The organism is Psychrobacter maritimus (genome assembly GCF_029953575.1).
Lineage (GTDB): Bacteria > Pseudomonadota > Gammaproteobacteria > Pseudomonadales > Moraxellaceae > Psychrobacter > Psychrobacter maritimus.
Map to the genome: position 1 here is coordinate 2647413 of NZ_CP124526.1, position 14535 is coordinate 2661947.

Annotated in this window: 11 protein-coding genes; 5 read left to right on the forward strand and 6 right to left on the reverse strand. The window is 43.0% G+C overall.

Annotated features, from left to right (window positions below):
• Positions 1–198: 198 nt before the first annotated feature.
• On the reverse strand, positions 199–1734 hold the full coding sequence (ppx, locus tag QJS82_RS11285; RefSeq protein ID WP_281490547.1) for an exopolyphosphatase: 1536 nt from the start codon (positions 1732–1734) through the stop codon (positions 199–201).
• A 513-nt stretch (positions 1735–2247) separates the two neighbouring features.
• Here ppx and QJS82_RS11290 point away from each other — a divergent pair.
• On the forward strand, positions 2248–2655 hold the full coding sequence (locus tag QJS82_RS11290) for an Mpo1-like protein (protein WP_281490548.1): 408 nt from the start codon (positions 2248–2250) through the stop codon (positions 2653–2655).
• A gap of 162 nt (positions 2656–2817) precedes the next feature.
• Here QJS82_RS11290 and QJS82_RS11295 read toward each other — a convergent pair whose 3' ends face one another.
• The 3 genes from QJS82_RS11295 to QJS82_RS11305 all read right to left on the reverse strand — a co-directional run bounded on the left by QJS82_RS11295 (position 2818) and on the right by QJS82_RS11305 (position 6531).
• Positions 2818–4581, reverse strand: a complete 1764-nt coding sequence (locus QJS82_RS11295; RefSeq protein WP_281490549.1) for an AMP-binding protein — start codon at positions 4579–4581, stop codon at positions 2818–2820.
• Between the two features lie 233 nt (positions 4582–4814).
• A complete protein-coding gene (gene hemL / locus QJS82_RS11300) occupies positions 4815–6116 on the reverse strand; it encodes a glutamate-1-semialdehyde 2,1-aminomutase (protein ID WP_281490550.1) in 1302 nt (433 codons plus the stop codon).
• 61 nt (positions 6117–6177) lie between these two features.
• The gene (locus QJS82_RS11305; protein ID WP_270896626.1) at positions 6178–6531 is read right to left on the reverse strand and encodes a zinc ribbon domain-containing protein YjdM; all 354 of its coding nucleotides are present in this window, start codon (positions 6529–6531) and stop codon (positions 6178–6180) included.
• A 334-nt stretch (positions 6532–6865) separates the two neighbouring features.
• Between QJS82_RS11305 and ygfZ the strand changes: the two genes are divergently transcribed.
• Both ygfZ and QJS82_RS11315 read left to right on the forward strand, forming a co-directional pair.
• Positions 6866–7618 (forward strand): CAF17-like 4Fe-4S cluster assembly/insertion protein YgfZ, encoded by a 753-nt coding sequence (gene ygfZ / locus QJS82_RS11310; RefSeq protein WP_281490551.1) that lies wholly within the window; start codon positions 6866–6868, stop codon positions 7616–7618.
• A gap of 73 nt (positions 7619–7691) precedes the next feature.
• Positions 7692–9017, forward strand: a complete 1326-nt coding sequence (locus QJS82_RS11315) for a D-amino acid dehydrogenase (RefSeq protein WP_281490552.1) — start codon at positions 7692–7694, stop codon at positions 9015–9017.
• Positions 9018–9104: 87 nt separating this feature from the next.
• Here the strand turns inward: QJS82_RS11315 and QJS82_RS11320 are convergent, their stop codons facing one another.
• Complete coding sequence (locus QJS82_RS11320; RefSeq protein WP_281490553.1) at positions 9105–11330, reverse strand: molybdopterin oxidoreductase family protein; 2226 nt, start codon at positions 11328–11330, stop codon at positions 9105–9107.
• Between the two features lie 136 nt (positions 11331–11466).
• On the reverse strand, positions 11467–12156 hold the full coding sequence (locus QJS82_RS11325; RefSeq protein ID WP_201618969.1) for a TetR/AcrR family transcriptional regulator: 690 nt from the start codon (positions 12154–12156) through the stop codon (positions 11467–11469).
• Between the two features lie 445 nt (positions 12157–12601).
• On the opposite strand from QJS82_RS11325, the gene QJS82_RS11330 reads away from it, so the two are divergent.
• Together QJS82_RS11330 and QJS82_RS11335 are read left to right on the forward strand one after the other, a co-directional pair.
• Positions 12602–12805: a CsbD family protein gene (locus tag QJS82_RS11330; RefSeq protein ID WP_201564442.1), complete on the forward strand. Its 204-nt coding sequence runs from the start codon at positions 12602–12604 to the stop codon at positions 12803–12805.
• Positions 12806–13817: 1012 nt separating this feature from the next.
• Positions 13818–14480 carry a hypothetical protein gene (locus tag QJS82_RS11335; RefSeq protein ID WP_281490554.1) on the forward strand — a complete coding sequence of 221 codons (663 nt, stop codon included), beginning with the start codon at positions 13818–13820 and terminating at the stop codon, positions 14478–14480.
• The last annotated feature ends 55 nt before the right edge of the window (positions 14481–14535 follow it).

Here is a 14535-nt window from a genome sequence, read left to right on the forward strand (position 1 = left end):
GACAATCGATTATCAAAGTACAGTTGTAAACTCAATAGAAGCTATAGTAGCACATCTTAAATAGCATGACATTACCGACAACGCCGCTTTTGTTACGTTAATCTGTAGCGCAATTATTACAATAGTAACGGCTTAGCATTAAACATCAATGTTAAAAATCAATGTCAAAAGCCAGTATCAAGAATTAGCACTGATGCTTCAATCACACTTGGCCTCAACCACGCTCAGTTTCACGCCCCATTTAGCAAACTGCTCAACCTCAGTATGCAAATCTGATAATAAGAAAGCATAGTGCTCACTACTTTCGCCAACTGTGATTTGCCAGCGATTATCATCAATCACTTTCAGCTCTAATTCTGGTAACTCATGATCGCTGCGACTATGATGCGCCAGTACCGCTAAGCGTAGCAGCAAACACAAATAAACGAGCGAATCACCGCCGATGGTACACGTCTGCTCTAGCATATCCGCTTTAAGCTTACGGCGATGATTAAGCATCAATTGTGCCATCCGCTTTTGATCCACTTGCGAAAACCCAGGAATATCAGAGTATTCAATCAAATAAGCACTGTGCTTATGGTAGCTGCTATGGGCTATCGCCAAGCCTATTTCGTGTAAGGACGCCGCCCGTCTGAGTAAGTCACCATCTTCGCTATTGAGTGCAAGCTTGGCTTTGACTTGTTCAAATAAATTAAGGCTGGTTTTAACCACTTGTTTGGCTTGTTTTTTATCGCCTGAATAGCGCTTTATCAGTGCCAAGACACTGCGGTCACGCACGTCTTCACTTGCAAAGCGGCCGAGCATATCGTACATGACGCCTTCGCGTAGCGCGCCATCTGAGTACACCATGGTCTCGATGCCGAGCACCTTCATGATGGCTCGCAATACCGCAACGCCCGCTGGAAAGACGGCTTTACGGTGTTCTTTCACGCCTTCTAAATCAATGTCATCGACGTTGCCAATTTTAAGCAATAATTTCTCTAACTTTTTAACACCTTTATAAGTGATGCGTTCTTGCTCGTCTGCCCAGCCTTTTGAGACAAGGACATTTCGCACCGCTTTAATCGTGCCACTCGAGCCAACGACACTACTCCAGCCAACTTTTTGATAGCGCCCATTAATCGCTAGCACCTCTTTACGGGCAGCTGAGATGGCATTATTAAAGGCGTCTTTGGTAATCAAGCCATCCGCAAAATACTTCTGGGTAAAGGCGACACAGCCCATCTGTAAGCTTTCGGTCAATAACGGATCGAACTCTTGCCCAATGATAAACTCTGTCGAACCACCGCCAATATCAATGACCAAGCGTTTATCACTACTGGCATTGGTATGCGAGACGCCCAAATAAATCAAACGCGCCTCTTCGCGTCCAGCGATAATCTCAATCGGTTTGGGCAAAATTTTATTGGCACGAGTGATAAAGTCATTGGCGTTTTTGGCTTGGCGTAAGGCGTTGGTCGCGACGACGCGGATACGCTCAGGTGGCACCGAATCTAAACGCGCGACAAAGCGGCTTAAACATTCAAGACCGCGCTTTTCAGCAGCAGCGCCCAAGATATTATTCTCATCGAGTCCGGCAGCAAGCTGCACCTTTTCAGACATAGACACCACTTTTCGCACCTCACCATGGTTGAGGCGTGCAATGGCTAAATGAAAACTGTTAGAGCCAATATCAATGGCTGCCATCATTTCATCATCAGCAGGTGGTGGGTTTTTCAGGTAGTCTTTGGGCATAAGCGAGATCGTTACCGTGTCAGATAAAAAGATATTTAAGAGCGCCAAGGCTTTTAAAATAAAGAATACATGGAATGGAACTTAAGGTTTTTATATAAGGATTTTTATATAAGGTTTTCTTATATAAACCAGAGCTTTTATAATAAGGCTTTTATATATTGAAACTATTATTATGCGGATTATAGCAAGTTTTGCCATTAAAACATTTATGCAAAACACTGGCAAGTAAGACGCTAGCACTACTACCTACGCATTAAACCGAAAATAAACACTCTTTAGCCTTAAAAAACAGCGGCCACTTCTCATACTTTTTTAACATAGCCTATTTAACAATATGGGCTTGCTACCGCCGTCATTCTCTATATTATAATAGAGAACAAGCACTTACTTATAGCGATAAGTGTTCGATAGATATAATTCGATATATATATAATAAGCACCCATTTTTACCATTAAAGCCCATCATGGAATGATGACGCGCAATCAATAACAACCTGCAAGGAAGCAAAAGTTATGAATCAGACAACCGCCCAAGCCGCAAAAACCAACGCTCCTGCTGGCACGGAAAAAACCAGTCATAGCAGCCTTATCCATATAAAACGTCCAGCCAAGCTGAAATTTTACGATTTTTATTTAAACGAACATCAAAATATCGCTTGCCGCCGATGGCATTTCGCTGGTAGTAGCTTTGGACTTTTGGGATTGGCAAAGTCTGTTAAAAACCGCTCGGCAAAACCACTACTGAAAGGGATTGCGGCAGGATATGCCTGCGCGTGGGTCGGGCATTTTTTCTTTGAAAAGAACAAACCGGCCTCTTTTAAATTCCCTCTACAAAGCTTTGCCAGCGACTTCCGCATGTATAGCGATGTGCTACGCGGTAGACTCAGCTTAAAAGACCGTAAGTTTGATAAGGTCAGATAAAGCCAAACCTTTCAGTGATTATTAAGGTGCTATATGGAAAATGAAAAAAAACACTGGGCTGCAATTTTTTGCAGCTCAGTGTTTTTATAATTTTCAGAGCTTAAATATTTTTAAGAGTTTCAATAATATTAAGCTCTTTTTTAGATTAAATAAAATGTGCCTTTAGCGTAAAGACTTGCGCAATATCTTACCAACTGCCGTCTTAGGTAGTTCATCGATAAATTCGTATGACTGCGGACGTTTATAACCTGTAAGACGCTCGCTTGCAAAGTCTTGTAACTCCTCTACCGTCAAGCTCGAATCTTTTTTCACCACAAACGCTTTGGGTACTTCACCGCTATGCGCATCTGCAATACCAATTACCGCTACTTCTAGCACTTTTGAGTGCTCAGTTAACGCCGCTTCTACTTCGTTGGGATAAACGTTAAAGCCTGAGACCAATATCATGTCTTTCTTACGGTCAACGAGCGTCAAAAAGCCTTCAGCATTCATCACTCCAATATCGCCTGATTTAAAATAGCCGTCTTCAGTAAAGGTATCAGTATTGTCTCTTTGCCAATAACCACGCATCACTTGTGGCCCTTTGATAGCGACTTCTCCGCGTATACCTATCACGCAAGAGCCGCCATCTTCATCAATGATTTTGATATCCATCATCGCTAGTGGCAGACCAACGCTACCATTAAAACTGCTAATCCCAGGTGGATTAAAAGAGATAACTGGAGAGGTTTCGGACATGCCGTAACCTTCATTGATTATCATGCCGGTGACTTGTTGCCACTGATCAGATACCGCTTTTATGATTGCGGTACCACCACCGATAGATAAGGCCAAGCGACTAAAATCAAGACTGGCAAACTTTGGATGATGCAACATACCAATAAATAAAGTATTGACCGAAGGTATGACATGCGGACGATGCTGCTCAATGGTTTTGACTAGCCCGTCAATATCACGCGGGTTAGTGACCAATATATCTTCCCAACCACCATACATCCCAAGCAAACCACAGACCGTAAATGAGAAGATATGATAGAGCGGCAAAGGATTGAGTATCTTAATTTGCTCACTACGTCCTGCTTCAATCGCACTGCCAAACATTGCATAACACTGGCAGACATTAGCCATGACATTATAATGCGTCAGCATCGCGCCTTTGGGCTTACCTGTTGTACCACCAGTATATTGTAATAACGCCAAATCCTCGCGCTCGATAGTCACAGCTTTAAAGTCTTGCTCACGCTGCGACTGCATAATGCGCGCAAACGTTATGTTCTCAGGCGCTATATCTTCTTGCGATGATGGCTCATTATCCGTTACTGATTCTGATACGCTATCGGATTCATTGGTTGAGGGGGTCTTATGTGCGCCAATCTGACTCAATAAGGCAATATCATTATCAGATATGGCAGCGTTAGGATCTATAGAACATCTGACGACCCATTTAAGTTGCGCCTTAACTGCATCGTCTAACTGCTCATAAGCAGAGCTCATGCCATCGAGGACGATAAGACCACAGGCTTGAGCATCCGTCAGCTGATGCGCCAATTCATAATGGGTATACATCGGATTGACATTGACCAGTACCGCTCCTGCCCGCATACAACCAAGTAACACCACGGCATACTGCAATATGTTGGGCAGTTGGACGGCGATGCGGTCGCCTTTATTTATACCTTGTGCTTGCAAAAAAGCAGCAAAACGGCGACTAGCGATATCTAATTGCCCAAAGGTGAGCGTTGCAGCCCCCATACTAAAGGCCACAGAGTCACTATACTGATCTATCTTTGGTTGTAGTAAATCTATTAAGTTTTGCTTACCTTCTAACTCATCTAGGTTATTTCTGAGTCCATACTGCTCATAAGCAGCCTGCCATAGCGGCGGCGTGGTACTACTAGGTGCATTATTATCAAAACTAGTATTCATCGGTTAGCATCCTTGCTCAGTTGTTATTATTAGTCTCAGAATAGCACAACTTATTCTCTATTTTGCACTCACTCAACAAAGGATTTATCTCAGTCTTAGTTTTTTAAACTATACTTTCATTACAAAAAATCTTTATTTTTTGTAATGAAAGTATAAAAGATAAAGATTTTAGACATAAAAAACCAGCACGTTGGCTGGTTTTTATTTATAACGCTAAACTTCAAAGCAGTAAACTAAGCTTTTGCCATTTCAGCAAAAATCTCGTCAGCCGCTTTAATAGACGCTTCAATGTCTGCATCACTATGTTTGATTGACATAAAGCCCGCTTCATAAGCAGATGGCGCAAGGTAGATACCGCGATCTAACATGCCATGGAAGAAAGTATTAAACACGTCCATATTGCATTCGGTCACTTCATCGAAGTTTTGCGGTACGTTTGTCGCCTTGTCTTTAACAAAGAACATACCAAACATGCCGCCCAGTTTATTAGTACGCAAGTTAATACCATGCTTATCCGCAGCAGCTTGAAAACCATCAACGAGCTGATCTACTTTCGCTGATAATTCCGCATAAAAGCCATCGACGGTTAAGTCTTCAAACATCGCAATACCGGCGCGCATTGCCAGTGGGTTACCTGATAACGTACCCGCTTGATAAACGCCGCCAAGTGGTGCGATACAAGACATCACGTCTTTTTTACCACCGAAAGCACCGACTGGTAAGCCGGCACCGATGATTTTACCAAAGCAGGTTAAATCAGGGTCAATGCCAAAATGCGCTTGCGCGCCGCCAAGTCCGACACGAAAACCGGTCATCACTTCATCAAAAATCAATACCGCGCCGTTGGCGGTACATTCTGCGCGCAAAGTATCATGGAATTCTTGGGTTGGAATGACCATATTCATGTTGCCGGCGATTGGTTCCACAATCACGCAGGCAATCTCACTACCCCATTTCGCAAAGCAGTCTTTAATCGCTTGCGGGTCATTATAAGGAATGGTAATCGTATGCTTAGCAAAGTCCGCTGGCACGCCTTTTGACGTTGGTTCGCCAATATCCAGCATCCCTGAGCCCGCTTTTACCAGTAAGCTGTCTGAATGACCATGGTAACAACCTTCGAATTTAACGATTTTGTCACGCTCAGTAAAGCCGCGCGCCAAACGAATCGCACTCATAGTCGCTTCTGTACCTGAGCTTGTCATCCGAATCATCTCAACGCTTGGGACGATTTCGCAAATCTTATCAGCAACGGTGGTTTCAAATGGCGTTGGTGTACCAAAGCTCAAACCATCATCAGCGGCTTTTTTAACGGCATCAATGACTTTTGGATGCGCATGACCCAAAATCATCGGACCCCACGAGCCAACATAATCGATATAAGCATTGTCTTCGGTGTCATAGATTTTGCTGCCGTTAGCACGGTGCATAAAGATAGGCGTACCACCGACACCGGCAAAGGCGCGAACCGGTGAGTTTACGCCGCCAGGAATATGCTTACGTGCTTGCGCAAATAGTTGTTCATTTTTAGTGCTCATAATTATTCTCTACTTATTCATTCGGTCTTATTTTATTAACAATCACTTAATTAACAACAACTTAGGCTTTTTTAACCACTGATGATTTCAGCTTCATTGGTCCATAACCATCCAGTTTACAGTCGATATCATGACCATCTGACGCATCTGGCAATAGGCGGATACCTTTTGCTCTCGTACCGACTTTGATAATGGTTGATGAACCTTTGACCTTTAAGTCTTTAATCACGGTGACGGTATCGCCATCTTGCAGCTCATTACCGACCGCATCACGAATAACTGCGTCTTGCGCTTCAGCCTGCGCCGCGTCGGTTTCAGCCGCGGTCCACTCATGCGCACACATAGGACATACCAGTAACGCACCATCTTCGTACGTATATTCAGCATCGCATTTTGGGCAATTGGGTAAGCTCATAATTTCCTCGTCAGCCGTGATAAATTGGGTGTATTCTAGCGCTAACATTGTACCGTAACTCGCCAGCTTTAACCAATCGCTTCGGCTGTGAATACTGTGCTGTGCTCAATTGTCATATTTGCTTATGCGATAAAGCGGACATTTTTTATCATGTGGTTTTTTATGGTACTCTGCTTTAACCAAATTTGGTTTGATAGCCACTTGTCTTTAGATGGTGAAAACCTCAAACACTACTTTAAGTATTATTTTAACAACTACGTGAACAACCACTTTAATAACTCAGTATTAACCCTAATATCTGAGGCTATAGCGACTGATAAATAGGACAACAATAATGACTCAATCAACATTGCCACAATTTGCCCAGCTAACCATTCAAGGTGAAGATGCGGAAAAATTCTTACAAGGGCAGCTGACCTCTGATGTCACCAAGCTCGGACTTAGCTATCAAGCAACGGCGCTTAGCAATTTAAAAGGTCGTATCGATTTTGGGCTATGGATTAAAAAACAAGAAGAAAAGCATTTTGACGTGGTTATCAGTGCCGATTGTGCGGAGGCTTTTCAAGCCCATTTAAAAAAATTCGGTGCCTTTTCGAAGTTTGATACCAGCGCGCCAACGCCCATTTATCCTTGCGTGGTTGCCGATGAGCCGACCTTTAGCCATAAAGAGGAACATAATACGCCCGCAGACACCCAAGCGTGGATGCAAGCAAGTCTTGCCATTGGTAACTATTGGATAGTTGCTGCAACGCAAGGTTTATTTCAGCCACAAGAGCTACGTCTGCATCAGCGCGGCGGTATGGACTACGATAAAGGCTGCTACTTGGGTCAGGAAGTCATTGCCCGTATTTACTTTAAAGCGGCGCCAAAAGCTTTTTTACATTATGTCAGCGGCACAGGTGATGTACCAGCAGCAGGTGATAAGTTAGAAAAGATTCAGGTGGTCAATGCGCTTGCTGATGACAATATTAATGGTAATGGTTTTAAGGCATTGGTTGTTGCCCGCCCTGAGCATCTAGCAGACAGCGAGCTTACGATATTAGACTTACCACCAGCACTGCAAGCGGATGTCGCCCGTCAAAAATAACGCGACATAATCGATAACCCAAAACAGTAAGCACTTTTTAAAACCCTTTACTAAGAACGCAGCAGAGCAATTTATGACCCATATTGCGGTACTCGGAGCGGGCGTGGTGGGCGTGACCACCGCATGGTATCTTCGCCAAGCAGGCTACGATGTGACCGTGATTGAGCGCGAGCCAGCCGCCGGTATGCAGACCTCATTTGCCAATGGTGGGCAGATATCCGTCTCGCACGCGACGCCTTGGGCCAATCCTGCGGCTCCTATGAAAGCGCTTAAATGGCTATTTAAGGAAGATGCGCCGCTGCTCTACCGCTTGCGTGCTGACAAGGCGCAGCTTAAGTGGGCGATGCAGTTTTTACAAGAATGCCGCGCAGATAAAGCCGATGCCAATTTGGTACAAATGGTACGTCTAGGATTGTATTCGCGCAATGCCCTACAAAAGCTGCGTGCTGATATCGGTATCGATTACGAGCAGCAAACGCGCGGTATTATGCATTTTTATACCAACCAAGCTGAATTTGATGCCGCCATTGCGCCAACGGCACGTATGCAAGAGCTCGGCTGTGAGCGTCATATCATTGATATTAATAACGCGGTTAGCCTAGAGCCTGCGCTTTATCCCATTGCTCATAAGCTCAAAGGCGCGACTTATACCAGCCGTGATGAATCGGGTAATGCCCATTTATTTACCCAACGTTTGGCTCAGCGCTGCGTCGATGCTGGCGTGCAGTTCTTATACGATACCGACATTTTGGCGTTAAATGCTGACGTCAATTCTGCTCGCCCGCATGTGCATAGTATGACTATTCGACCCAAGGGTGAGAACGAGCAGACCTTTAGCGCCGACAATTATGTACTGGCACTTGGCAGCTATAGCGTATCGCTGATGAAACCGCTACATGTTCACCTGCCAATTTTCCCTGCCAAAGGCTACTCGGCTACTTATCAAATCAATCCGCGTGCGCCGCATTTAGCACCTTTCGTTAGTCTCATTGATGATGAGTTTAAGCTCGTAACCTCGCGCCTTGGCGATAAATTACGCGTAGCAGGAACGGCAGAGTTTAACGGCTACAATTTGGACTTAAATAGCACCCGCTGTGAAGCCATCACGCGCCGTGTGCAGCAGTTATTTCCCAAAGGCATCATTGCCGATTCTGTGCAATATTGGACAGGGCTGCGCCCAATGACACCCTCTAATGTGCCGTTAATAGGGCGCGCGCATAGCGGTCAAGTCCGTCACGGTAGTCATAATATAGACGCTAGCTTCGATAATTTATGGCTCAATACGGGTCATGGCACGCTTGGCTGGACGCATGCGTGCGGTTCGGCAAAGGCTCTCAGCTTATTGATACAGGGTGAGACGCCGCCAGTCGACTTTGATTTTGTTGGCTTAAGAACGTAAAAACTAGGAACGTAAAAATAAGAAACGCAAAAAAAGGCACTTTTATAAGTGCCTTTTTATTTACATTAAAAACTTTTTAGAGCTATTTTATGCAGCGCTTCCTGATTTAATATCGGCATTAACGTCAGAATCAACGCTTGAATCGGTAATCTCCAAATTAGCCACTTCTAGCGGAATTGCTTCCAATTGCACAGGTACGCCATTGACCGCTGCATTACCGCTTAGCTGGTCGATTAAGGTATCGTCCGTCAAATCATTGACACTGACGCCGGCATGCGCTTGCGCAATTTTTTGCTTCACGCCTTTACGCCCATGACCCCAGCCATGCGGGATACTTACCACTTTTGGCATCAGCTCATCCGTGACTTCTGCGACTATAGTCACGCTACCAACGCGCGAGGTAACTTTTACGTTTTGACCGTCCTCAATACCGTATTCTTTAGCCGTTTCAGGATGCAACATAAGCGTGCAGCGCGGCTTACCTTTTACCAAGCGATAGCTATTGTGCAGCCACGAATTATTACTACGGACATGGCGACGACCGATTAATAACACCTGCTTATCGTCATAGTTCTGCATCATCTCCCGTACCCGCTCTAAATCGGCTTGATAAAAATCAATATTAAGATGAATCTGCTTGTCTTTATGCTTTAATGCTTGCGGTAGCATTCTTTTGAGGGGCCCTAAGTCAATGCCATGCGGATTTTTCTTAAGTTTATTCAATGTCATGCCAGCATAAGGTCCACGTCTTAATCCTTGATCAAGCATAAATTTCGGTCCTAATGTCCTGACTATTCGGCGCTCAATTTTTGTTGCAAGCGCTGCTTTTTTATCTAGACGTTTTGCTAATTCTAAATAGATTTGCCAGTCATGTTTGGCAATTTTTTTCTTAGCAAATAATGCTTTTGAATATTTAGCCACGTTATGGACGGCAAAATTATTAAAGGTGACGTCATAATGGTCACGCTCTAGTGGCGAGACGGGTGGCAAAATGATATGGGCATGGCGGCTGGTTTCTGTCACAAAGTAATCAATCGCAACCATAAAATCCAAGTTGGCAAAAGCCGTATCTAACTTTTCACCATTTGGCGTGCTGAGTACAGGGTTGCCAGCGACCGTCATAAAGCCCTTTAATTGCCCCGCGCCTTCTACCAGCATCTCATCTGCCATCGCCACGACGGGATAATCGCCATTAAAATCAGGCAAGTTACTCACGCGACTATGGCGTTTACCTAAATAACCTGGGCCTGAGTTATTGACCACATCAACCGCAGGATTGGGGAACATCAGACCACCCACTTCATCCAAGCGCCCCGTGACAATATTAATCACCATGATGAGATACTGGCTTAATAAGCCAAACTCTTGCACCGAGACACCCATGCGCCCATAACAGACCGAGCTTTCGGCTTCACAAAACTCTTTGACGAGTCGTTTAATTTCGCTTGCCGCAATGCCAGTAATATCAGCAACGGATTCGGCGCTATAATCTTTGGCGAAGTCTGCAATGCGCTCAATCTCTGGCGCGAGCGCCGCCGCTCTATTATTTTTAGCGCGCGCTTTGTCTGCATAACCTTGGAGATAGATTTCATTAAGCATGGCAAGCAAGAGTAAGACATCCGTCGCTGGGCGAATAAAATGATGCTCGCTCGCAATATCTGCCGTTTCGGTGCGCCTTGGGTCGATGACTACTACTTTACCATCACGCGCTTTGATGTCTTTTAGCTTTTGGCGCATATTCGGTGCAGTCATAATACTGCCGTTAGACGCCAGCGGATTACCACCGATGATGAGCATATATTGGGTACGATTGACGTCAGGCACGGGGATACGCAGCATATGCCCAAACAGATGCATACTGACAATATGGTGCGGCAATTGGTCGATAGAAGTCGCAGAAAAACGACTGCGCGTCTTTATACTGCTTAATAAATGCTTAATCGTTAACATGCCGCCCAAATTATGGACGTTGGGATTACCTAGATAAATACCAAAGGCATTTTGACCGTGTTTTTTCTGTACTGACTGAATACCCGCAGCCACTTTATCGAGAGCTTCAGGCCAGCTAATCTCTTTCCAACCGTTAGCCGTTCTCTCAACGGGATGACGCAGGCGATCACAGTCTTCATGCAAATCTTGCAAGGCGGTCGCTTTTGGACAAATATAACCCTTGGAGAATGGGTCGTTTTTATCACCTTTAATCGATAGCACTTTTTCGCCATCGTGCTTTATCTCAATACCGCACATCGCTTCGCATAAATTGCAGGTTCTAAAATGTGTTTGTTCATTCGTCTTGCTTTGTTCACTAGCCATGGTCGCGCTCCCTGTTATTTTTTACTATCGCTTTCACTATCTAAATTCCGTTTTATACGTTTAATAAAGGTAATAAATTTACTCATCTTAAAAAGATTGAGCGTTCGTCAAAGTTAGACATTGATAAGCTCAATAACTAACCTTCCACTCTGTGCATCTCTTTAGCGAAAAAACTGCTAAAAAGTCCATCAAAGTTTTTGCACAACATAGCAATGGCTTGCTGCTGTGAATAGCGTTGTTGATGACAACCTAATATCAACTCATGTACTTGGGCGGCAGCGATATCAACGCAGAGATGAACGTCAAACGCCTCAAAAGAACACTCAGCTGACTGCAAGCCCTGTATAAATATCTTGGTCCATTCGTTGCGTATCTCTGTGATTAGACTTCCCAAGCCTTTATTTTCTGCTTGTAAGTCAAAGCGCAGACTGTCTTCCATTAAACGTTGGAATAAAGCGATATTCTGAAATGCCGCATCAAAAATCATGGTTAAGCAATGCTGACAACGTTGATTAAACGCCTCTTTAGACAGCATTGCATAGTCTTTAAGCATATCTACCCACGCCATACGCATCGGTGATAAATAGTTGTCTTTCAGCTGCGCGCCTAACTCCTGCTGCAACGCCTCTAAGCTATCAAAGTGATTATAAAAACTTGGCTGGGCAATACCCGCGCCTTTGGCGATTTTATTCATGCTCATACCACAAGCGCCCTCCAAGCTATATAACTGCAAGGCACTTTTTAACAGCGCATGGCGCGTCTTTGCTTTTGCCAAATCACGCTTCGATTCTGCTTTTGTAGAACTTACTACCTTAAGTGCATTCACTGTCAATCTACCGTAGATGAATCAATCATATAACGTATTCATTATTTAAACTATAAGGCTATAGCCATTTAAACGATAAGTCTATATTTAAATACTCAGATAGGTTTAAATACTGAAACAAAGGATTATTAATAGTCAATCTTTACCTATCATACTGAGAAAACGTCCTATCTCTTACACAACTATGCGGCCCATAACATAGTGGTGGCTTTTATCATAATTGAGTAACACTGCAAACATTGGCCATACAGACAAGGCGCGCTGAAATTCATATATTGGTAGCACAAGTTAGCCACTGGCTAGTTGTAGAGTACTGAAACGCAGTACTGAAAGTGTCATAAGAATCATAAATAATAATCTACATACTAAAGCGTCATACAAACTGTTGATTTAACTTTTATAACAGCTTTATCAAGACGCAATAACGAGAATAAGGAATATCACAATGAATGAACATACCCTAAAAGGTGATTGGAATCAGATGAAAGGTACAGTGAAGCAGAAGTGGGCTGACCTGACTGATGATGACTTACTACATATCGAAGGTAGCCGTGATAAGCTTGTAGGTAAAGTCCAAGAGCGTTATGGTCATAGTAAAGATGACGCTGAGCGCGAAGTTGACACATGGCGCAATGAAAACAAATATTAATTAATAATTGCTCTTATAAAACCTTGTCGTAAATATAGATTTTTATAAGTAAGTAACTAATTAAAAAAACCGCATTGATTATAATGCGGTTTTTTATTGTTCATTGCTCATTGATAGCTGTGTCAATATATAGAATGCTGGATAGCAGGTTTGAATGAAAAACAAACAGTGTAAAATAATTAACGCCCAGACACGATAAAACCGCATAGCAATTAATTGTTATGCGGTTTTATTGTTAACGATCCTTGTTACCCATCACCACTCTAATCACTGCATCCTTGCAGGATATTGAGTACATTGTGATAGCCGGGCATCCTGCCCATTTCTTCACACTACTATTGGCATTATCTGCCTGCAACACGGGTCATGTGTCCTTATTCCAATTGCTATTATCATCCTGATGCCAGCAAATCGAACTATTATCCTTAATACGGTCAACTCAATCCTTGAGTCACATTCCCTTATGCCGTGTGTGTATAGTGTCAAATTATAAGGCTGCTGTTAAGTCGCGTAAGCGTCATTGCGTGTAAGCATATGCTTACGTCAGTTATAAAAATGACCAGCAATATTAGCCAAGTTATTGATAATAATATTATTATCGTTAAACAATATATTTGATGATTTTCTATAAACTATTTAAATATTAAAAGTGTTATCGATGTTTGCTAACGTTAGCAACACCTTAGTCACCTAAAGTGTCGGATGCTTACGCAAATATTTGCAAAATTTACAACTTATTAACACCAAAGACATGTATTAATGAGTTTTAAGTCTTACTATGTGTATGTAAGAAAATATTTCAAGATTAAGAGACAAATATCGATTCTATAAGAATGTTGCTCCGTAATCTTTTGCTTCATAACCTTTATAGAGTCTTTAGCTCTTTATATATAACAGATATATAACCAGTCACTATTAGACATTTAAGCCTGACAAATATAAGTTGGATTAAGATAAGGATTATTAATAACAGTGCCTTACTCAGATATGCTATACCAAAGGAGATTTTATCGTGAAAATTCTACCCGCTTTCTCATTTAAGACAGCAATATCTGCCGGTCTGGCGCTGACGATGTTAGGGACAGTTGCCGGTTGTGCCGTTGTCGGTCCAGGTTACGAAGATTACCCAATATATGGCGGTAACAGCGATTATGGCAATGTTGACTATAAGCGTGTTAACCAAACCCTGCGCAATGACCTACGCCGCAAAGGCTATCAGGTTATGGATATCCGTGCTGATAACTATCGTGGCAATCGAGCCATCACTGCCATTGCTAGAAAGAACAATCAAACTTATGAGCTGAAATATACTTATCCTGACTTAAGACTCATTAGCTCAAATAAAAGAGCCTCTACTAGCATCTGGCAAGATGATAGATATGATAAAAACGACTATAAGAAAGACAAATATAAAAATAATGGCAAATATAAAAATAACAAGCATTATAAAAACGATGATATTGAAGACAGCATCAAAAGAGATTCGCGCTATCCAGCCATTAAACAACGTGCTATTAACAAGGTAAGATCGATGGGTTACCGCGTCGAAGATATTGAGCTGGAAGAAAAGAACGGTCGCGGCGTGTTTGAGATTGAAGCCAAGCGTGGTTCGCAAGAATATGAGATTTTACTTGGCTATCCAAACTTGAATGTGATTAAGATTAAAAAAGACTAATCTTTAAACAGTCCATTTTTATACGTTAGCTTTTCTTATGCAACGTTATTGTGGT